This window comes from Wolbachia endosymbiont of Encarsia formosa, from assembly GCF_039540065.1.
GTDB lineage: Bacteria > Pseudomonadota > Alphaproteobacteria > Rickettsiales > Anaplasmataceae > Wolbachia.
On record NZ_CP154278.1, the window covers coordinates 467,886 to 489,151 of the forward strand.

Genomic DNA, 21,266 nt, shown 5'->3' on the forward strand with positions numbered 1-21,266 from the left:
TTTTTGTATTCTTAAATATAGATATTAAAAAGCTTAATAAATTGAAAAAGGCAAATAAAACCCTGTATAGCGAGTTTTAATAATGTAAATTGGCACTGTAATAATGTGCTAACGCTTAAAATAAGAGCGATTTGGCTGAATGTAGAAAAAATAAAAAAGACATGAGGCCGCTATAATTTTTTGTAATTTGCCAATAAATATTTGAGTTTTTTTTACTGAATTTTGTCGTTGATCCCAAAAACAAGGATGAATACTCTTATCGTTATAGTAAGGAAGAGAATGAGGTTTGTCAAGTAAGGTTTTCATTCCACCCTAATAAAGGCTTTTCATACAAGAGTTTTAGTAGTTTCTTACTAGGTCAACTAATTCAGCAATATTTTCAACCGGAGTATCAGGAAGCACTCCATGTCCAAGATTAAATATAAAAGGTAACCCTCTAAAACAATCTATTATACGCTTTGCTTCTTCAATTGCTTCTGACTTATTGTAGGCCAAAAGACTAGGATTAAGGTTACCCTGTAGAGGAATTTTTAGATTTGCTTTTGCCCATTCTATTGGAACATTATAATCTATACTTACTGCAGATACGCCTGTTTGTTCGCAGTAAGCCTTATAAAAACTTCCAGCAGACCTTGGGAATCCTATTATTGGAAAATTGGGAAATCTACTCCTTATTGCTGAAACAATTTCCTTTGTTGGCTTGATGACGTATCTTTCAAACAGTTCTCCCTGCAATATACCAGCATTGCTGTCGAATAACTGAATGACATCTGCTCCAAACTCTATCTGTTTGATTAGATAAATAATTGTCGCTTCTGTTATTTTTTTAATTACTTCTTCTAGTTCTAGGGAACAGAAATGTAATACTTTAGAAAAAGTTTTACTACTACCACCCTCTATGATGTAGGAAGCTACCGTCCACGGACCTCCAGCAAAGCCTATAAGGGACTTTTCCTCTGATAATTGTCTTCTTACTTTCCTGATGGCATTTAAGATTGGAAAGGTTTTAGTTTCAAATTCTTGTGAATTTTTTAACTCCTCAGAGCTTTTCACAGGTTTTATTATTGGACCCACACCGCGAACAAAATTCACATCACAACCTAAAACGTCAGCTATTATTAAAATGTCTGAAAAAATTATGGCTGCGTCCATATCAAATCTTTTTATTGGCTGTAGCGTCAGCTCTACCACTAAATCTATGCTATAGCATATCTCCATGAAATTAATCGTTTTTTCTACGGCTTTGCGATACTCAGGAAGAGATCTACCAGCCTGGCGCATTAACCAAATAGGTACTTTTTCATTTGGTTTATTCTGCTTAATAATTCTTACTATCTCTGTTTTGTTGCTTTCCAATCTATTTTATCTACTTCTTTCTATACTAAAGTATAGTAGTAACAATAGTTATATCAATAAATTGTTATTAACTTAAAATTCAGTAAAAATTAGTGTTACTTAACTTGTGGATAAATATGTTAATAACTTCTATATACTATTGATTTTGCCTTATAATTTATGTGTATAAGTAAGATATTTATAATGTTAGTAATTTTCTTTTACGGAAAATACTTTACTATCATGTATTGTTACACAATTATGTATATGTCGTTGAGAAAGTTGTTGATCAATTGTTAGTATTTTATATTAACAAATAATTCACAAATTAATTTGACATTATTCACATGCTTATTAAACATTTAATAACAGTTTTCTTGATAGATCTGATCTAAAGACATTTTCACCATTAAATGGAATAAATTGAATAATAAGAGAACCTTATTAGAAAAAATATTATACATAACTTTTCTCTTCCTCTTCAATAAAACTTCTTTGTTAAAAAAGTGTGCGACTGAGGCATTAATGGGTGATCTGTCAGATCTTGACATACTTAATAGTCTATTAAAATTCCGTGATTGTAGTATCATGGATATAATGACTCCACGTAAGGAAATATGCTCAGTAGACATTAAATCAAGTAAGGATGAGTTAATAAAGAAGGTGAAAAACACTTGCTACACTAAAATACCAACTTATATAAATGACTTTGACAACGTAACAGGCTTTTTTTACGTAAAAGATGTTATTTTCAATAGGAATAAAAATTTTAACCTGGAAGATATTAAACAAAATATACTGTTTGTTCCAGCTTCGATGAAAACAACAGATCTTTTTGTTATGATGAAATCTTCTAAATTATATTTATCTATTGTGTTGGATGAACATGGTGGAACTGATGGTTTAATTTCAATGACTGATCTTATAGAAGAATTAATACCAAACATTGATAACGGGAATGAGGTAAATTCAGAATACACCATTACTGAATTATCTCAAAGTAAGTTTGAAATGTCGGCAAGGACCCTTATAAAGGATATAGAAGAAAGTCTAAAAATAGAGTTGCGTGACTATGAAGAAGATTACGCCACACTTAGTGGTTTGATTCTTTCAATTGCTGGTAAAATACCTTCTGTGGGTGAAGTCATAAGTTATAAAAATGGTATAAAATTTATCATCAAGGATGCAAATGAACGATATATTAACAAAATAATACTAGACTTAAGTGATTACAAAAATTAAATTTAATTTTTTTGGTAATAAGGTACTTTATCTTGGAAGTGAGAGATTGCAGTAGCCAGATGTGCAACTTAAATACGCGCTTAAGAGATTTCTTAATATGCAAAAATTTGTAGTTCTATACATTACTGTTTGATAATTAAAGGTAGGAATAGTTTTATTGGTACAAAGTTATAAAAATTAGTTGTTTAAGTATTTTTAGCAATCTGTAACTTTCAAAAAGAAATTAACTACAGATTTTATGTCTAGGTTACTACACAAAATTTTTCCTTTCCTTATCCAAGATTCAAATTTATAGTATCGAGTACTTTTCATGAAATATGAAGCCATCTCAAGTTATAGTTAAGCCTATATTCAGTGAATTACTTTCACAAGTGCAATTGATTTTAGTGTTATACTGTTCTAACAGTAAAGAAGTCATATAGATAATAATGTCTTTTGTATCCAAAGGAATATCATTTTTTTTTGTTAACTTGCTCACTAATGATGTGCTTATTGATCTATGTTCATTTTCTACTTTTATAGTTAGTAGTGTTTTATCTTCTGTTTTAGCCAGCAAAATAGACACTAATTCAATTTGTGCTACTGCACTGACTATAGTTATCACCATATTGGAGATTATCTTATTTATTCTTTCAATTAAGTCTTCTGTAGGGCATTCACTTACTCTCCACTGAAGCTTTACTTTTTTTTTTAATAAATAATTTTCTATATTGGATTTAGTCTTAACAAAGCTGCAATTATCTGATGAATGAGAATACGCTTGCTTCATAACTTTATATTTATATATTAAATCATCGGAGCTTTCTTTAAGTAATGACAATGCTTCGTTTTGCATATTAGGGTTGTTTTCTTCAAGCTCTTCCAATCCACCCAATATTCCTTGCATAGAACTAGCAAAATCATGAAGAATTCGTCCTGATAGGCATTCTGTTATTAACATTATGTTTTTATTCATTGGATAAAAGTATAAATGATTTAATTTAACCCTATATTGGTAGGCACGTAGTAGTCAATTTAAGAGAAAGTTTCGTTGCGCTTTTTGTGTCAAAGCATTAATGTAGTATTAATAATTATAAGATTTATGAAGGCGTTATGAATACTTATGCTAAATCTGGAATAGACCTTAAACTATATAATGAACTAATAAAAAAAGTTAAACCTATTATTGAAAAGACTAAAGGAGAAGAAGTAATTAGTGAAGTAGGATCATTTTCCGCATTGTTTGACTTTTCTTCGCTGAGTAAGAAATACGACCATCCAGTACTTGTTTCCTCAACTGATGGAGTGGGCACAAAACTATTAATAGCTCAAGAGGTGAATAAGCATGATACTATAGGTATAGACTTAGTTGCAATGTGTGTAAATGACTTACTTGCACAAGGAGCAACACCTTTATTTTTTCTTGATTACTTTGCAACAGGCGTTTTAAACAAAAACGTTTTATTGTATGTAATCCATGGCATTGCAGAAGGGTGCAAGGAATCTAAAATAGCATTAGTTGGTGGAGAAACTGCAGAAATGCCTGGAATGTATGGTAACAATCACTATGACCTTGCAGGGTTTGTGGTTGGTGTTGTTGATCGAAAGCAAATTCTTCCAAATTGTAGTATAATGAAAGCAGGTGACTGTGTAGTTGGTTTAGAATCAAATGGAATTCACTCAAATGGATTTTCTTTGGTGCGCCATATTTTTGAAAGCTTAGGTATAAATTATAATGATATATCTCCATGGAATAATAAATCTTGGGGTGAAATATTACTTAAGCCAACAAAGATATATGTTGATTCTTTGTTGCCTATTATGCCAAAGGTAAAAGGCATTGCGCATATAACAGGTGGCGGGTTAATAGACAATATTACAAGAATTCTCTCAGGAAATTTATTTGTAGACATAAATATTAATTCTTGGAAATGGCCAGATATATTTTTATGGATGAAAGAAGAAGGAAAAATAGAAAAGAGAGAAATGTTAAAAACATTTAATTGCGGCATAGGTATAGTACTGATTGTAGATCCCGATAATATGAAGGATGTGGAAAGGCATTTCCAAAAGCGTGGAGAAAAAATTGAGATTATTGGAAAACTTGATGAGGCATGTAACCCTCCACTTGATAGAGTAGTATTTAGTTAGTCTAACTTTACTTATAGTCTTTTTGCAACTTCTGAGTATGCTTCCTTTAAGTTTCCTAGATTTAAACGGAAAACATCTTTGTCTAGTTTTTTATGCGTATTTTTATCCCATAGCCTACAATTATCAGGGCTGATTTCATCGGCTAAAATGATTTTAGTGCTGTTGTTTATCAATTTGCCAAATTCTAACTTGAGATCAACTAAATATATATTTGCATTTGAAAATAGGTCGACTAAGATTTTGTTGATCTTTAAAGTTGTAGTTTTAACTTCTTCCATTTCTTTATTGGATAACCAACCAAAATATAGTATGTGATTTTCATTCACCATTGGGTCAGCTAGGTCATCATTTTTGTAAAAAAACTCGATTATAGGAGATGTAAGTGCCTCACCTTCTTTGATATTAAAACGTTTGCAAAAGCTGCCAGCTGCAATGTTTCTAACCACTATCTCAAGAGGGATTATCTTGAGTTTTTTGACTAGCTGTTCTCTTTCGTTTAGAGTGTTTATAAAGTGCGTGCTAATTCCTGCTTCTTCAAGCTTTTCCATGATAAAAGCACTAACATGATTATTAATTATTCCTTTGCCCTCAATAATTTCATATTTTTCCTTGTTGAACGCTGTAACATCATCTTTAAAGTACTGTATAACAGTTGATGAGTCTTCAGTTTCAATAATGACTTTGGCTTTACCTTCGTATATCGTTTTATTCAGTGACATATTTAATTTAACTATGTATCATATCAATTTACTGTTCTTAGAGTATAGCCCCAAATAACTTAAAATAAACCTTAATGGCGTTCAATGTTACAATATTAACCATATTTCCAGAAATGTTCCCCGGATTTTTGAACTATTCTCTTGCTGGAAGAGCGTTGAAAAAAAAAATATGGAATCTTGAAATAGTAAATATTCGTTCTTTTGCTAAAGATAAACATTCAACTATAGATGATGTTCCATATGGAGGTGGAGCAGGGATGGTTATGCGCCCAGATGTGATTGGTAATGCAGTTGATAATGTGCTTTCTGCTCATAAAAATACTAGATTTATTTATATTACTCCATCTGGTACAAAATTTAATCAGAGCATTGCAAAGGAGCTAACAGAAATTCCTCATGTAACAATATTGTGTGGTCGATTTGAAGGTGTTGACCAAAGAGTAATTGATGTGTATACTCCTTATGAGTTAAGTATTGGAGATTATATACTTTCGGGAGGTGAGCCAGCTGCAATGGTGGTTCTTGATGCATGTATTAGGCTTCTTCCAGGTGTAGTAAATAATTTCGATAGCGTTGCTGAAGAAAGTTTTAGTTATAGTGGTGGTATGCTTGAATATCCTCAATATACTAGGCCTGAGCAGTGGGGTAGGTACAAAGTTCCTAAGGTTCTGTTGTCTGGCAATCACAGAAAAATAAGTGATTGGAGAAGGGAACAGTCATATGTTAGAACAAAGGAACGTCGACCTGAATTGTTGAATGGAGATGATAAATGACAAACTTACTTGAAAAATTTAACGAACAACAAATACAAAGGTTAGCCAAAGAGATGACAGCTTTTTGTCCTGGAGATGATTTAAAGGTCACTTTTAAGGTAGTTGATAGTATGGGTGAGCGTACACAGATATTTGAGGGCGTATGTATATCAAAAAGAAATCGTGGATTACACTCTTCTTTTTCAGTTAGAAAGGTAAGTCATGGAGAAAGTATAGTATCACAATTTTTTGTTTACTCTCCTGCATTAATTTCAGTACAAGTGATGAGAAAGGGAAAGGTCCGTAGAGCAAAATTATATTATCTGTGCAAGCTATTTGGGAAAGCTGCAAGGATCAAAGAACGTACTACTTATGTTAAAAAAAAATCTAAGTAGATACAATAGGGAGTGATGTCAATTGTATCATCTCAAAACTCTCTCTTATTATCCCAGTGTGTGTCGCACAACTGTACTTTGCCTCCTGCTGTGGTGTCATCCCAATGTTTGACACTGGGATCCAGATTCTCCTTTTGGTTTGTGCTTTCATGGAAAATATAAAAATTATTTGCAGGCAAAGCCTGTTAGATCTCAGTGTCAAGCACTGGAAAAAGGGGAAAGTCTTTTCAAATTCTCATGTAAAGAAAAGTAAATGGGTATAATAAAGAAAAACTTCCTTAAGTTACTTCAATCTAAGCGCGTACATGCTCGTGTAAAAAGAAAAAATAAAAAGAACAGCATTTTATGCTTTTGCTCTTTTACAGCACTGATTGTCTCAATTGGGTGTCCTATATGTATATTACTAAGTATATTAGTTAACTCTTACAGTGCTTTAACAGTAACGAAAATTTTATTGCCAGTTGAAATAAATGCTGATCTTATTTTAACTAATAATCCTGGTGATTTACGATATAAGTCCATTAGACTACTCAATAACTCTTTACATAAAGTGTTTGAAGGAATTGACTTTAAAGACAGTGACGAAATTTTAAGTCGTAACTCTTACAAGGAGCTAGAGAGGTTTTTTCTTAAGAGAGTAAAAAATAGTGGTGAATATGAGATTTGGTTTACCGCATCGAGTGTGATCAATTCACTATATAAAAATAAATGTTTGAATGATCATTATGCTAAATTACTTGATTGGTTAAAAGAGAAGGGAAGAGTAAGAAAATTTTTTAATAAGTCTCTGTTTCTTAAGTCTGATTCTCGTGAACCTGAGAATGCAGGGATTTTAGGGGCATTTATCGGTTCATTAATGACAATTATAGTATGCTTAGCGTTGGCATTGCCAATAGGAATTATGTCAGGTATCTGTCTTTATGAATTTATGCCTAGAAATAGGCTAATAACCAGTATTGTAGAAATTAGCATGAATAACCTTGCTGCAGTGCCTTCGATAATATTTGGTGTGGTAGGACTGACTCTCTACTTAGGCATATTTGGGTTACCCCGTTCTTCACCGTTTGTTGGCGGGATGACTCTTTCATTTATGATGCTGCCTAATATTATTATTGCAACAAAAAATGCCTTTACAAACGTTCCTATTGCAATAAAAGATGCAGCGTTTGCGCTAGGTGCACCTCACATCAAGGTGATATTGGATCACTCTTTACCGATTGCGTTACCACGTATAATACATGGTGCTGTGCTTGCAATTGCAAGGATTTTAGGCGAATCTTCCCCTTTACTTATGATAGGCATGGTAGCATTTATTGCTGATACACCTACATCTTTCTTCGATCCAGCAACTGTTCTACCTGTACAAATATATATATGGTCAAGTAGTCCTGAAATTGCATTCATTGAACTTGCTGCCATTGCAATTATAGCTTTGTTGTTAATGCTATTTGCTTTGAATTTAATAGCAAATTTTGTAAAAAGAAAGTTTGAGTTTTTTGATTCATGAAAGTTATTGTTTTATCCGGTTATGGCTTAAATTGTGAAAAAGAAACTGCATTTGCATTTATGGAATGCAGTAAAAAACTTGATATCAGAAATGTAGAAGTAAAAATCGTTCACATTAATGAAGTTATAAGTAATCCAGATGAACTAAAATCAAGTAATATACTTGCAATTCCAGGAGGTTTTTCTTACGGTGATGACACTGGTGCTGGCAATGCATTTGCTTTGCGTATAAAAAACAACTTGTTAGACGAATTTCAAAATTTCTTATCTCAGGATAAGCTTATTATAGGGATATGTAATGGTTGCCAGATATTAGTAAAATTAGTTCCAGAATTCTCTAATCTAGCTTTAACCTCTAATGATATAGGTAATTACCAATGTTGTTGGATTAGAGTGAGAGTTAATACGCAGAGTAGTTCTGTTTGGCTACGGGGCCTGAGTGAGCTATATCTTCCTGTTGCTCATGGAGAAGGAAGGTTTTTTATGGATCAAGATATTTTAAATCAATTGATTGAAAATAATTCCGTTGCACTGCGTTACGTTGATGAAAATGGTGACTATGCAAATTTACAATTTCCTTACAATCCAAACGGGTCTATATACGACCTGGCAGCTTTGTCAGACAAAAGTGGTAGAGTTTTAGCTTTGATGCCTCACCCAGAGAGAGGAATATTTTTTACTCAGCAGGACAACTGGCCTCTTGAAAAAGAAAAATGTAAACGTTCAGGAGTGGCTATGCCAAAATATGGTGATGGAATGCTCATATTTGAGAATGCACTAAAATATTTTGCGTAAGTATTACAATACGTTACATACAACAAGTTTTTAAGCCATAAAAAGTTACTTGATCAGGATGACAATAAATCCTTTTAAATTATTAAAACTCACTACCAAGGGGTTCTTTTGCCTTTTTTCTACTTAGTAAACTTCTCAATGTTTATAGCTAAAAAATATTTGATTCAGAATTTTTAATAAGTTGATAAGTATAGTTAGCGTGAAGAAAATTCAACAAATAGATATTCTTGCTTGAGTATTCCGCATTCTGATATAGTATACTTTTGTATATAATAGAGGGTAAATATGTTCAGTATAGGTCAATGGCTTTTAGATGAGAATATTACATTACATACATCTGCTTTTCGTGGTGAAATAAGCAAAATTAATTCATTACTTGATGTAGAAGTTGATATCAATATCAAGGATAGGGCTGGATTTACAGCCTTACATAAAGCTGCTTATTCAGGGCAGTTAGCCGTAGTAGAGTTACTAATCAGCAGAGAAGCTGATGTTCATGCAAGAACTATTGAAGGCAGTACACCTTTACACTCTGCTATTATGAGTGAAAACAAAACTACAGTAAAAGCTATAGTAGAGGAGTTGATTAAAGCAGGAGCTGATCCTGATATAAAAGACTATACTGATGGTAAAACACCTTTACATATTGCTGCTCAAAATGGACTTGTAGAAGTTGTAAAGGTGTTACTTGATACTCAAAAAATTGAGATTGATGCTAAAGACAATACATTTGGTAACATAGCTCTGCAAGCAGCCGCTCAAAATGGACACACTGAAATAGTTGAATTATTAATTAGCACGAAAAAAGTTGATGTTAATACAACAGACAAAGAGAATTTCACACCCTTGTATTCAGCTGCTCAGAATCGACATAAAGCAGTAGTTAAATTGCTTCTTAGTAATGGTGCTAAAGTCAATGGCTGTAGTACTGATAGGGATCCCTTGAGTGTAGCTGTTAACAATGGCCATAAAGAGATAGTTGAGTTATTACTTAGTGCAGAAGGAGTAGATGTCAACATTGGCAATAGGTTTGGTAATACACCTTTACATGTAGCAGCTATAAAAAGTCATGAAGAAATAGCAAGATTACTGCTGGAAAACGGTGCTGATGCTAATATTAAAAACCATTCAGGAGATACTCCTTTACAATCAGCTGCTAAGAGCAATAAAAATAGTGGCTGGTATAATGATAGCCCAAATCTACAAGCATTCCAGACATTCCTTGGGTTAACTGATCCGAATGCATTACGTTCATTTCGGCAATTTCTTGGACAAAGAAGAGTTATGGAGCTTTTGGTAAAACGTATTAAAGATACCAGACCTAGTTCATCAGTAGATGAAATTTACTTATCGAAAATTAATATCTCTGCACCTAGTAAGTAATCTGAAAATCTGCACAGTGGAGCGCATCAGGTTAAGAAAAATTTGATGAGGAAAAAAGAAGTAGTTTATTAAAGAGAGTTTATAATGAAAAGACAAGTTCCTTAACTTTACGATAAAATGCTGAAAGCGCATATCTTTAAAATTAAGGATATAGCTGCTCTATTTTCCAATTGCTTTTCTCAACAAAAGTATATCTAAATCTAGTGTGTCTCCTATATTCGCTTTCTTGCCAAAATTCAATTATCTTTGGGATTACACAAAATCCCACCCAAAAGTCAGGACGAGAAACTTGTGTATTGTGAAATTCTTTCTCTTTCAATTCTATAGCCTGCTCAAAATCTTGCCAATTTTTCAGAACTCTTGATTGTTTTGAGCACCACGCGCTAATTTGACTATTACGTGCTCGAGAAGAGAAATATTCGTCAGCCTTTTTGCCGCTTAGAAGCCTAACTTCTCCTTCAATTCGTACTTGTCTAGAAAATTCTGTCCAATGAAATACGAGTGCAGCTTTGGGGTTCTCAGTCAATTCTTTTCCTTTTCTACTGTTTACGTTAGTAAAGAACACAAAACCTTCTTTACTATATTCCTTTAGTAATACCACTCTTGCAGATGGAATGCAGTCTTTGCTACACGTTGCTAGTGTCATTGCAGTTGACTCTTTACACGGAAAATTAAGTACTTCTTGATACCACTTTGAAAACAAATCAAAAGGATCTTTTTCAGGTAAGAGTGTCATATGCAAAAATAAAATTTAATTCTGACATGCATTGCAAAAATAAGTGCTACGACCATTCTGTCGTATAAGTGTTATGATATTGTTGCAGATTCTGCAAGGTTTTTGCACTTTACCATATACGTAAAAGTTATTTTGAAAGTATCCAGCAGATCCAGATGGTTGTGCATAATCTTTCAGTGTTGAACCACCAGCAGCAATTGCATCACTCAGAGTATTTTTTATTTCGATAGCAAGTTTTTCGCACTCTATATATGTTAAATCTTGTGCTAGCCTAAGTGGTGATATGCGAGCTCTAAATAAGCTCTCAGAAGCATATATGTTACCTACGCCAACTATTAGCTTATTATTCATTAATACTGATTTGATATTTGCTTTTCTGCTCTTTAGCAACTTCTGTAAATAATTTCCGTTAAATTCATCTGTGAGGAGTTCTATTCCTAGGTTATTAAAAAAATTTAGTTCTTGCTCTCTGTTTAAAACAATCACTAATCCAAACCTTCTTGGGTCATTAAAGATTAGTGAAGTGTTGTCAGAAAATAAGAATATCACATGATCATGTTTGTTCTGTGCTTGATTGTCTTCAGCATATACAAGCTTTCCGCTCATGCCAAGGTGTATGATTACAGCCATACTAGCATCTATATTCGAGATTATATATTTACCTCTACGCTTGATATCATTTATAACTTTGCCCTTTAGCAAATCATCAATATTCTTTGTTATTGGTACACGCAAATTACAATTATTAACTGTCACATTGCTTATTTTCTTATTTTTGATTTTATCAAATAAGAAGTTAGAGATTACTTCCACTTCTGGGAGTTCTGGCATCTTGTCTACTCTGTTGCTGTTTTTTTCTTTTTAGAATATTTTGCTTTAAAGCTTTTGCCAATCTTTTTCTCTCTTCTTCTTTTTCCTTATTTTTTTTCATGTTATTCATTATCATAATACGTGAACTTGCCGTTGTAGCTCAGGTGGTAGAGTACGTCATTGGTAATGACGAGGTCCCAAGTTCGAATCTTGGTAACGGCACACTGAATTATATTCATGTTATTGTAGACGTAAAGTAATTAATAAGGTTTAAGGTAGGAGCAATAAATGGTAGAAAATGTAGTTATAGATTTATCGCACTGGAAGCAGGATATAGATTTTAAGTTAGCGAAAGAAGATGGGATATTAGTCTTAAAAGACAGGAAAAACAACTTATTGGATAAGTATAGCCCTTCCCATAATACAAAGACAACTTTTGTATATCTTTGTTAGTAGTTAGTATCTTATTTATATACTCTCACTTGAAGTCTTTTTCACAATTACTGATGAGTATCTTTACTTAAAATCAACTACAAAGTTAAAAGAACAAGGTTATAGAGGTTTTCTATATTCTTATCAATAGCGCTGTTACCACAGTAATAACACTAATAATAACTATAAGTTTCTTTGAATGATAGTTGAATTTTGATTGAAATTTTGAGGCTATAAAAACCGCAGGTACCAGTTGGTTTTTATTAGCTAAAGTAAAGGTCAAGTATCTGGAATTCTGAACATAAAATCCCCCTGTGAAAAAAAAGATTAGAAAAAAATGCAGTGCACATACGACAGAAATTAAGTATGTGTGTATGCACCCACATACGCTGAAGAGGATACGCTACATTTTTTTATGAGTTTAATAAAAAAGTCTGCAGACAAAGATAAATTTTTGAGCTCTAAAAGTATCTCTAATTGTCATTATAATCATACTTAAAATATGCGGAAGTAATTTTTAGCTAAAATAAGAATACATTGTAGAAAAAAGAACCCAAAAGTTAGCGTTATTGGTAATCCAACTTGTTGTAACGGCACTGTAGACCTTACAATAAAGACTGAGAGGAAAGTTACAAAGGAAGATTATCATGCTTCTTCCATATTCTTTCTACTTTCTTGTTTTTAAGTAGTTCTAGTGCTTTGTGAAGGTGATACCTTGTTTTACTTGGCACTATTATATCATCAATATATCCATGCGATGCAGCAAAAAATGGATTAGCAAATTTCTCTTTATATTCTTTGATTAACGTTTGCTGGTCTTTTTCATGCCTAAATATAATTTCAACTGCACTTTCAGGGCCCATTACAGCTATCTCAGCGGTTGGCCAAGCATAATTTATATCACCTTTTAAATGTTTTGAGTTCATAACAATATATGCACCACCATACGCTTTTCTAGTGATAAGGCTAATTTTCGGCACGGTCGATTCAGCGTAAGCGTAAAGCAGTTTCGCTCCGTGTTGTATTATATTATTGTATTCTTGATTTGTACCTGGCAGGAAACCTGGAACATCAATAAGTGTGATGATGGGAATGTTAAATGCGTCACAAAATCTTACAAACCTCGCAGCTTTTCTTGAAGAGTCAATATCTAAGCATCCTGCAAGGTGCATAGGTTGATTTGCAACAACACCAATAGTATTTCCTACAATTCTGCCAAAGCCAATTATGATGTTACGAGCAAAATCGGGTTTTAGTTCAAAAAATTTCCTTTCATCACACACCTTTTCAATAAGTTCATATATATCATAAGGAGTGTTAGGATTGGTAGGGACTAGAGTGTTCAAAGATTCATCAACATCATCAATTAAGTCACAGATTGTTACAGGTTTTGTCAACTCTTGATTGTTTGCTGGCAAAAAGGTAAGGAATTCACGGATTTTCAGCAGCATTTCAACATCGTTATTGAACGCAAAATCTGCTACTCCTGTTTTGCTTGTATGAATTTTTGCTCCACCGAGATCTTCGTGGCTTACGTTCTCGTATGTAACTTTTTTCACTACATCTGGTCCGGTTATAAACATGTATGAGCTATTTTTTACCATGAAAGTAAAGTCAGTTAGCGCTGGAGAGTAAACTGCACCGCCAGCACACGGGCCCATGATTAGAGAGATTTGTGGTATAACGCCTGATGCATTTACATTCCTTTGAAAAATTTCTCCATAACCAGCAAGGGAATTTACTCCTTCTTGAATTCTGGCTCCACCAGAATCGTTTAGTCCGATAATTGGAACCCTGGCATTAATTGCCATATCCATAATTTTGCATATTTTTTTTGCATGCGATGCGCCAAGTGATCCACCAAAGACAGTGAAATCCTGAGAATAAACAAAAACTTTTCTGCCATAAATAGTACCATGGCCAATTACAACTCCATCACCTAAAAAATCAGCATTTTGCATGCCAAAATCAGTTGCGTGATGCTTCACAAACTTATCATACTCTTGAAATGAATTTTCATCGAGCAATATACTCAGCCTTTCTCTAGCGGTTAGCTTTCCTTTTTCATGTTGCTTATTAACCCTATCAGGACCTCCTCCTTTTTCGGCTTCTAATGTTTTAGTTTCTAGTATTTGAAAGTCTTGCATATCAAGGAAAGTAATTTTTCATTAATTATACATTACTTTTTTGCAGTGTCTATTTTGACATAAACACCTTCTTAAGGTCTAACGAAATTGATGAAACTGCGCACACAGATTTATAGTCTAGAATTTGGACATTTTTAGCGCTGGGCAATTGTACACTGTTAACAGTGTACAATTGCCTTGTCTGTCAGCTTATAATGTTAGAACTTCCTGAGAATGCTGAGATGCATTAGTATCGTCTAGAGTAGAAGAAGGAGCATTGCTTTTTGTTTGCACAAAGCTTTTGGCAGCTTCGATGACCTTGCTTATACGAGGTTCTTTTTTTAGCTCTTCACAATGCTTTGAGAAGATTTCACAACTTTTATCATCCATATGTACCATTATTTTGCCAAAATCCTCAGCTTTTTCAGAGAATAAAATCATTTCAATTTTTTCATCGCCTACTTTAAAGGTCATTTTCATTTTGCCTTTCACATCGTGATATTGTCCATTTCTTATTTTTATTGTACTATCTTCTCCAACTTTTAGTATTCCCTCTAAGTTTTGAAATTCTGAATTGTTCAAAAATTTTGCAGGACTTACAATACTTTCTTCTGAGTATTTTACACAGTAAAATACATTATCTCTTTCTACTATAACTCTGTCTTTTTCACCATGATCAATACTTTCGCTTGCAATCTTCTTTAGATTTGATAAGTAGTCTTCACGTTTTTTCAATACATTTTCTGGTAAGAATTTCATAAACTCTTTGCTTACATAATTACCTTTTGAGACTAGATCATGCACTTCTGATAAAACAGTCTCTAGTTTACGTTTGCTGTCCTCATTAATGTTTGCGTCATTATTTTTGAGATGGTGAAACTTCTTTATCATGAAATCTAGTATTGGTCCATTTCCTCTACTTACATACAATGGCGCGCTAAACATGATCTTTTCTTGTTTCCAACGCTTTATAAATTTTTGAAATCCCTCTGCCATATTTTCTACAGCCACAGTTATAGGTTTATCTGATGCTATATTATATTCAAACTCTACTGTATACATATCACGCAACCCGGCAAAGATGTCGTCTGCCATCTTTTCGTTAACATGCTCATGTATTGCTAAGGTTGGTGTAAACTTTTCCCCAAATCTTTGTGAATTTTTTTTTAATACACTCTCGTGTAACTTTTGTTGTTCTAATTCTAAACTTTGTACTTGCTAGGACACGAACATAACCACCCTCCAATTTTACATAATAAATTTAAGATAAAATATCCTAATTTTAGGATAGGTATATAATCTATCAAGTCAATAGTGAAATTAAAAAATTTTGATTATAATTTACTATTTATAAAATACGCTCTTAAACTATGCTGAAAATAGTCATAATAGGCCTTCCAAATGCAGGCAAGTCAACTCTTTTTAATAGGTTGGTGAGAAGAAAAGCAGCGGTGGTTAGTGACATTCCAGGAGTAACGAGAGATAGGCGTGAAGGAATTGGAAGAATTAGTGATTTAGAGTTTAAAGTTATAGATACAGGAGGATGGAATGACCAAACCAGTTTTTCACTACAAGTTATTGAACAAATAGAGTTTTCTTTATTAAGCGCAGATGTAATTTTTTTTCTTGTTGATGCAAAAGTGCAAAACGAGCAGAACAAAGAGTTTGCAAAGTGGCTGAAGAGAAAAACGAACAAACCTGTAATACTAATAGCAAACAAATGCGAAAGTCATAAATCGGAAAATGTTGATTATTTGCAGTTCTTCAACTTCATAGGTCCGGTGTATATCTCAGCCGAACATAATCTTGGTATGATTGATCTTTATGATGTATTAGCTGGTGTTATTGAAGATTTTAACAAAAAAACTGAGCTGCCTGAAAGTGAGTCCATTAGACTGAGGATTGCAATCATCGGTCGCCCAAACGTTGGAAAATCAACTTTTTTAAACAGTTTACTTGCAGAAAATAGACTAATAGTAAGCTCAAAACCTGGTACCACGCGTGACTCTGTGGATATTTCATACGACCATAATGGGAAATTAATCACTCTCATCGATACTGCGGGAATCCGCAGAAAGGCAAATGTTGTTGATAACTTAGAGTCAAGATTTGTTGAAAAAAGTATAGAGTCAATAAAGCGCTCTCATGTAGTGATTTTAATGCTAGATTCCTTGCTTGGCATTGAGCAGCAGGATTTATCAATTGCTGAAGCTGCAATTAAAGGGGGGAAGGGAATTATCATTGTTTTAAATAAGTGGGATTTAATAGGTAAGGATGACAGAAGTAAGTTAATAAAATTTGTCAAACAACAGGAAGTGACTCGGTTATTTTTGGAAGTGCCAACTGTAACAATTTCTGCATTGAAAGGTATGCGCTGTGGTGATGTGATAGATAAGTGTCTTGAAGTGAGTGAATCCTTAAACAAGAAGATCAGCACTGCAAAACTGAATAATTGGCTAATAGATGCCGTGGAAAAACATTCTCACCCACTTATAAAAGGTAGAGCAATTAAAATGAAGTATATTGCTCAAATTGGCACCAAACCTCCAGCTTTTTCTTTGGTATGCAACGTCCCGGAAAGTGTTGATGAGAGTTATAAACGTTATTTGACTAATGGTCTTAGAAAAAACTTCTTTGTTGAAGGTGTACCAGTTAGATTACTTTTGAAAAAGAATAAAAACCCCTATGTAAAGTAGATAATCTTGTTTTACTAATAATATACTTTTTTATCTTAGTATTATTAATAAGTAAATAATATTACTTAAATAAGTAGTTAATAAATTAATATTATATAGTAAAGTATTAATTTATTTAGTACTTTTGCTATGAATTATAAAGGACAAGATTTAAGGCCTGGATCTCCACATACTTTCACGGTTGATACATCTTTAGTATTTCAGTGGCTTCCAAAAAGATATGGATACCCGATTCCAGAAAAATATTTGGAGAGATTGAGCGAATGGGCAAAAAGAGAAAATACACGTGTAGTGAAATTAGTAATAAATGGATCTGGTTTTACTCCTGAGCAACGTAAAGAGTTGGAGAATAAAATATCAAATAGAGAATTTAACCTAAACAAAAACATAGAGCTTATAGACTTTAATGAGCTGGATTTAGGAGAGTATGAATTCAGCTTTCACTTACAACCAAATAAGAAAATAGAACTATCTAAATGTCCTCTATACACTGTATCTCAATATTTTAGAGATCTATACTCTATTCCAGAAAGTAAAAGATTATCTTTTGGTGTTGAGATAGACAGTATGAGTATATTTATGTTGTTAGCACTGAAGTCTCCTATGATCTATTTTGATTTTGATATTTTACCTAAGGAGGACAAAAAACTTAGTGAGATTCAGGCTAGCCAGGGCTTTTTGGTTGCTGAAAATGACAGAAAAGGTTATGATTATGACGGTATACCAAATATTGAGAATGCTATAATTTCTGTAAGTGATGCTGGTAAAGTAAAGATTGTGGAATTCTATAATGAGATGAAGCGTAGATTTCAAAATCATTATCCTATACTTCAATCATCACCCCATAACATCTACACAATTATGGAAAATATAATATATCACACTCCTCTTGATAAAGCTCTTTCTACTTTTATGTCCGGTTATAAAAGTTTTAGCGAACATTTTAATAAATTGTTAGAAGAGAAAAGATCGCTTATACAAGAAACTTTTGGGTTTAAAACCAATGGAGGAGAAGTTGATATTCAATATGACAATAGCTGGACGAAAAACAAGGATGAATTGTATACCAAAGAAGAAATTGCAAAAATAGATAGTGTTACTAGAGTTGTAACTAGTATACAAATCAAATAAGTATCCAGTTGTTAGCATGTGTATAGAGGTTAAAAGTAGTAGAGTAGCACATAGGTACGTGGGTTACATGAAAGGTTGTCAAACAAGAGTTGACTCTTAACAGATATTGTAGTAATTCATTAACTATGTCAGATGTAAATAACAGTTCTATAATTTTTCTCTTATCAAGCGCTGTCGCTTTAATTTTTGCATATGTGCTAGAGTATTTTTTCAATATGATACCGTGTAAGTTATGTATATACGAGCGAGTAGTTTACTATGTTACAGGGCTACTTGCAGTTGCGTATATGTTCAAAGACAACAAAATCCTAATCTATGCGATGTTTTGCAGCTATCTCATTGGTGCAATAATATCTTTTTATCATGTAGGTCTTGAACTCCACTTATTTCATGATGTTTTAGGCTGTACAGAGCAAGCAAGTGGTAACGTTAGCATAGAAGAGATAAGAAATAATCTATTAAACCCTAACTACTCTCCGTCTTGTGACAGACCTCATTATATTTTTGGTGTTTCGTTAGCAACATGGAATCTTATTTATCTTATAGTAGCTCTATTCTTATCAGGTAAAATGTATTGTGGAGAAAGAAATAAGGTACAACAGTAACTGGTATAGACGCTGTACTTGTGCGTTACTTGGTGCTGTCCGTAATTTAAAAATTTAGCAAGTCATACCCACTGATTCTTGCACAGCTGTACGAACATTATGGTTCATCATGCCAGTTCCCTCTTTCTTGTCATCCGAGTAGCTGAAACTGGAAGTGCAGCTATCATCCAAATAACCTTTCATTGTTATGAAAGCAGCCTATTTCTTGTCATCCCAGTGCCCAGATACTGGGATTCAGTTTGTCCATAGTCTCACCAAAAACGTTGTATTTTAGCATAATTTTGTGCTCAATATGCTTATTTGTAGTGAAGATTTCAGCATCAAGTGCTGGCCTGAAGCTTTAGCTATAAATATTAATAAATTTACTAAGTAAAAAAAGGCAAAAGAATCCCTATATAGCTAGTTTTAATAATGTAAATTGATAATGTGCTAACAAGCGTGTTTTGGCTGAAGTAGAAAAAATTTAAAAAACATGTAGCCGCTATAATTTTTATGTAATCTGCCAATAAATATCTGAGTTTTGTTGTTAAACCCGCGGAGATTAAAAATAAGGATAAATACTCTTATTGATATAAGAAGAAAAGTGGGAAGGTTTGTCAAGACGCTTCTATGCACCTGAGCATTGATCATACGGGTTCCATCTGTTATATATAGTCTTTTTCATACGAAGAAAACTGATGAATGAGTATGATATTACAGTTATAGGCAGCGGTCCTGGTGGTTATATAGCAGCAATTAGAGCGGCGCAGTTTGGATTTAAAACTGCAATTGTTGAAAAGGAAGAAAATTTGGGTGGTATATGCTTAAATTGGGGGTGTATACCAACAAAATCGCTACTTAGAGCATCTGAAATTTATAGGTTAATAACAAGATCAGAAGAATTTGGCATAAAAGTAAAGGATGCAAGTTTTGATATACAATCAATAGTGAAATACTCAAGAAAAGTTGTTGATAAATTGTCAAGCGGTGTTGCATATTTGATGAAAAAAAATAACATCAAAGTTCATCAGGGCTTTGGTAAACTTGCAGGTAATCGTACTGTAAAAATTCTTAATGACAAAAAGGAGGAAGAAATTTCTTCCAGTCATATCGTTTTAGCAACAGGTGTTAGAGCGCGAAATCTACCTGGAATAGAGGAAGATGGAGATTTAATATGGAATGCGCAGCACTCTATGACTCCAAAGAAGTTACCAAAATCGCTACTAATCATAGGTTCTGGTGCGATAGGAATAGAATTTGCAAGTTTTTATAGTACTTTGGGAGTTGATGTAACGATTATAGAAATAAAAGACACTATTTTGCCTCTGGAAGATGAAGATATTTCAAACCTGGCACAAGAGATATTTACAAAACAAGGAATAAAAATATATACGAGCAATAGCATAAAAACTTTCACTAAAAATAAAGACTTTGTTCAAGTGCAGCTAAGTAGTGGTGAGAATAAAGAATTCGATAGAGTAATTGTTGCAGTTGGCGTTCAAGCAAATACTGAAAATATAGGTTTAGAAAATACAAAAATTAAGTTAAGTCCTTCTGGTTTCATTGAAACGAATGAGTGGTATGAAACAAGTGAATCAAGTGTGTATGCAATAGGTGATGTAGCTGGTCCACCATGTTTAGCACATAAAGCAAGTCATGAAGCTGTGATCTGTGTCGAGAAAATTGCTGGTAAAAATGCTCATAAGTTAAAAAAAGAGTGCATACCAAATTGCACTTACTCTCATCCGCAAATAGCAAGCGTTGGCGTTACTGAGGAACAGGCAATAAAAAGTGGATACGATATAAAAGTAGGAAAATTTCACTCCAACTTTAATGGTAAATCTATTGCACTAAGTGAAACTGAAGGTTTAGTGAAAACAATTATAGACAAAAAAACAGGCGAACTTCTTGGAGCTCACATGATAGGTGCAGAAGTAACAGAGTTAATTAGCAATTTCGCTCTTGCAAAGCAACTAGAGGGAACAGACTGCGACATAAAATCTACGATTTTTCCTCATCCAACTATTTCGGAAATTATACACGAATCAGTACTTGCCGCAGATGGTGAATCGTTAAATAGTTAAGCTAACTTATTGTTTTAGAGCTACAATTATCCTGATTAGGCGATTCAATTCTAATAGATTGATTACCAATATCAGATTTTTCTAACTTTTCTTTTAACCCTTCAGCGGCTTCTTTCACTTCAAGCTTTTTTGCCTGACTAAGATCCTCTGGGCTTTTTCTTTTACTATCTAAACCTTGTTGTCTATCAATATTTTTATTGAGTTGTTCTTGCTGAGGTAGATCAACAACTGAGTTAAAAAGAGCTTTTATCATGCTTTTAACAATCTTACAAGACCTCCTCTTCTGCCTTCTCTTTGCTCTTGAGGCTTATTTTTCACGTTAGATTCTTTTTTGCTGTCACTACTTTTAGGCATTTTTAACTCAACTATCATAAAGCTTAATAAAATTTTACATGCAAATTATTAAAAAA

Annotated in this window: 20 protein-coding genes, 1 tRNA gene and 2 pseudogenes; 13 read left to right on the plus strand and 10 right to left on the minus strand. The window is 33.2% G+C overall.

Features of this window, described 5'->3' with window-relative positions:
* Nucleotides 1-339 precede the first annotated feature (339 nt).
* Nucleotides 340-1,356: a uroporphyrinogen decarboxylase gene (gene hemE, locus AAE962_RS02465; RefSeq protein WP_343289439.1), complete on the minus strand. Its 1,017-nt coding sequence runs from the start codon at nucleotides 1,354-1,356 to the stop codon at nucleotides 340-342.
* 402 nt (nucleotides 1,357-1,758) lie between these two features.
* On the opposite strand from hemE, the gene AAE962_RS02470 reads away from it, so the two are divergent.
* Nucleotides 1,759-2,577, plus strand: coding sequence for a transporter associated domain-containing protein (locus AAE962_RS02470; protein WP_343289440.1), 819 nt, complete (start codon nucleotides 1,759-1,761; stop codon nucleotides 2,575-2,577).
* A 328-nt stretch (nucleotides 2,578-2,905) separates the two neighbouring features.
* Here the strand turns inward: AAE962_RS02470 and AAE962_RS02475 are convergent, their stop codons facing one another.
* Nucleotides 2,906-3,286: a histidine phosphotransferase family protein gene (locus tag AAE962_RS02475; protein ID WP_343289572.1), complete on the minus strand. Its 381-nt coding sequence runs from the start codon at nucleotides 3,284-3,286 to the stop codon at nucleotides 2,906-2,908.
* Nucleotides 3,260-3,532: pseudogene (locus AAE962_RS02480) on the minus strand (hypothetical protein); the annotation flags it as partial. The pseudogene AAE962_RS02480 and the gene AAE962_RS02475, both read right to left, overlap by 27 nt.
* 137 nt (nucleotides 3,533-3,669) lie before the next feature.
* On the opposite strand from AAE962_RS02480, the gene purM reads away from it, so the two are divergent.
* Nucleotides 3,670-4,707: a phosphoribosylformylglycinamidine cyclo-ligase gene (gene purM / locus AAE962_RS02485; RefSeq protein WP_343289441.1), complete on the plus strand. Its 1,038-nt coding sequence runs from the start codon at nucleotides 3,670-3,672 to the stop codon at nucleotides 4,705-4,707.
* Nucleotides 4,708-4,718: 11 nt separating this feature from the next.
* Here the strand turns inward: purM and purC are convergent, their stop codons facing one another.
* On the minus strand, nucleotides 4,719-5,426 hold the full coding sequence (gene purC / locus AAE962_RS02490) for a phosphoribosylaminoimidazolesuccinocarboxamide synthase (protein ID WP_343289442.1): 708 nt from the start codon (nucleotides 5,424-5,426) through the stop codon (nucleotides 4,719-4,721).
* Between the two features lie 74 nt (nucleotides 5,427-5,500).
* Between purC and trmD the strand changes: the two genes are divergently transcribed.
* The 5 genes from trmD (at nucleotide 5,501) to AAE962_RS02515 (ending at nucleotide 10,257) form a co-directional block, all read left to right on the plus strand.
* Nucleotides 5,501-6,199 (plus strand): tRNA (guanosine(37)-N1)-methyltransferase TrmD, encoded by a 699-nt coding sequence (gene trmD / locus AAE962_RS02495; RefSeq protein ID WP_343289443.1) that lies wholly within the window; start codon nucleotides 5,501-5,503, stop codon nucleotides 6,197-6,199.
* The gene (gene rplS, locus AAE962_RS02500; RefSeq protein ID WP_343289444.1) at nucleotides 6,196-6,573 is read left to right on the plus strand and encodes a 50S ribosomal protein L19; all 378 of its coding nucleotides are present in this window, start codon (nucleotides 6,196-6,198) and stop codon (nucleotides 6,571-6,573) included. Before trmD ends, rplS begins: the two co-directional genes overlap by 4 nt.
* Before the next feature lie 253 nt (nucleotides 6,574-6,826).
* Nucleotides 6,827-8,080 carry a PstA family ABC transporter permease gene (locus AAE962_RS02505; RefSeq protein ID WP_343289445.1) on the plus strand — a complete coding sequence of 418 codons (1,254 nt, stop codon included), beginning with the start codon at nucleotides 6,827-6,829 and terminating at the stop codon, nucleotides 8,078-8,080.
* The gene (locus tag AAE962_RS02510) at nucleotides 8,077-8,874 is read left to right on the plus strand and encodes a phosphoribosylformylglycinamidine synthase subunit PurQ (protein WP_343289446.1); all 798 of its coding nucleotides are present in this window, start codon (nucleotides 8,077-8,079) and stop codon (nucleotides 8,872-8,874) included. Before AAE962_RS02505 ends, AAE962_RS02510 begins: the two co-directional genes overlap by 4 nt.
* Before the next feature lie 285 nt (nucleotides 8,875-9,159).
* Entirely contained in the window at nucleotides 9,160-10,257 is a 1,098-nt protein-coding gene (locus AAE962_RS02515) for an ankyrin repeat domain-containing protein (protein ID WP_343289447.1), read from the plus strand.
* 142 nt (nucleotides 10,258-10,399) lie between these two features.
* On the opposite strand, the gene pdxH is transcribed toward AAE962_RS02515, so the two are convergent.
* Genes pdxH through AAE962_RS02530 form a run of 3 tightly spaced genes read right to left on the minus strand, consistent with a single transcriptional unit; the run spans nucleotide 10,400 to nucleotide 11,924 of the window.
* Nucleotides 10,400-10,993, minus strand: a complete 594-nt coding sequence (gene pdxH / locus AAE962_RS02520) for a pyridoxamine 5'-phosphate oxidase (RefSeq protein ID WP_343289448.1) — start codon at nucleotides 10,991-10,993, stop codon at nucleotides 10,400-10,402.
* A gap of 15 nt (nucleotides 10,994-11,008) precedes the next feature.
* Entirely contained in the window at nucleotides 11,009-11,824 is an 816-nt protein-coding gene (gene mutM, locus AAE962_RS02525) for a bifunctional DNA-formamidopyrimidine glycosylase/DNA-(apurinic or apyrimidinic site) lyase (protein ID WP_343289449.1), read from the minus strand.
* Nucleotides 11,790-11,924, minus strand: a complete 135-nt coding sequence (locus tag AAE962_RS02530; RefSeq protein WP_255324779.1) for a hypothetical protein — start codon at nucleotides 11,922-11,924, stop codon at nucleotides 11,790-11,792. Before AAE962_RS02530 ends, mutM begins: the two co-directional genes overlap by 35 nt.
* A gap of 28 nt (nucleotides 11,925-11,952) precedes the next feature.
* Between AAE962_RS02530 and AAE962_RS02535 the strand changes: the two genes are divergently transcribed.
* Together AAE962_RS02535 and AAE962_RS02540 are read left to right on the plus strand one after the other, a co-directional pair.
* A tRNA-Thr gene (locus AAE962_RS02535) sits at nucleotides 11,953-12,025 on the plus strand.
* Between the two features lie 66 nt (nucleotides 12,026-12,091).
* Nucleotides 12,092-12,256: a hypothetical protein gene (locus AAE962_RS02540; protein ID WP_241653867.1), complete on the plus strand. Its 165-nt coding sequence runs from the start codon at nucleotides 12,092-12,094 to the stop codon at nucleotides 12,254-12,256.
* Nucleotides 12,257-12,864: 608 nt separating this feature from the next.
* Here AAE962_RS02540 and AAE962_RS02545 read toward each other — a convergent pair.
* Both AAE962_RS02545 and AAE962_RS02550 read right to left on the minus strand, forming a co-directional pair.
* Nucleotides 12,865-14,382: an acyl-CoA carboxylase subunit beta gene (locus AAE962_RS02545; protein ID WP_343289450.1), complete on the minus strand. Its 1,518-nt coding sequence runs from the start codon at nucleotides 14,380-14,382 to the stop codon at nucleotides 12,865-12,867.
* A gap of 189 nt (nucleotides 14,383-14,571) precedes the next feature.
* A complete protein-coding gene (locus AAE962_RS02550; RefSeq protein ID WP_343289451.1) occupies nucleotides 14,572-15,456 on the minus strand; it encodes a hypothetical protein in 885 nt (294 codons plus the stop codon).
* A 275-nt stretch (nucleotides 15,457-15,731) separates the two neighbouring features.
* Between AAE962_RS02550 and der the strand changes: the two genes are divergently transcribed.
* The 4 genes from der to lpdA all read left to right on the plus strand — a co-directional run bounded on the left by der (nucleotide 15,732) and on the right by lpdA (nucleotide 20,856).
* Nucleotides 15,732-17,057 carry a ribosome biogenesis GTPase Der gene (der, locus tag AAE962_RS02555; protein ID WP_343289452.1) on the plus strand — a complete coding sequence of 442 codons (1,326 nt, stop codon included), beginning with the start codon at nucleotides 15,732-15,734 and terminating at the stop codon, nucleotides 17,055-17,057.
* A gap of 129 nt (nucleotides 17,058-17,186) precedes the next feature.
* Entirely contained in the window at nucleotides 17,187-18,188 is a 1,002-nt protein-coding gene (locus AAE962_RS02560; RefSeq protein WP_343289453.1) for a hypothetical protein, read from the plus strand.
* Between the two features lie 125 nt (nucleotides 18,189-18,313).
* Nucleotides 18,314-18,793, plus strand: coding sequence for a disulfide bond formation protein B (locus tag AAE962_RS02565; protein WP_343289454.1), 480 nt, complete (start codon nucleotides 18,314-18,316; stop codon nucleotides 18,791-18,793).
* A 677-nt stretch (nucleotides 18,794-19,470) separates the two neighbouring features.
* Nucleotides 19,471-20,856, plus strand: a complete 1,386-nt coding sequence (gene lpdA / locus AAE962_RS02570; RefSeq protein WP_343289455.1) for a dihydrolipoyl dehydrogenase — start codon at nucleotides 19,471-19,473, stop codon at nucleotides 20,854-20,856.
* Between the two features lies 1 nt (nucleotide 20,857).
* Here lpdA and AAE962_RS02575 read toward each other — a convergent pair.
* Nucleotides 20,858-21,228, minus strand: a pseudogene (locus AAE962_RS02575) (hypothetical protein).
* Nucleotides 21,229-21,266: the final 38 nt, after the last annotated feature.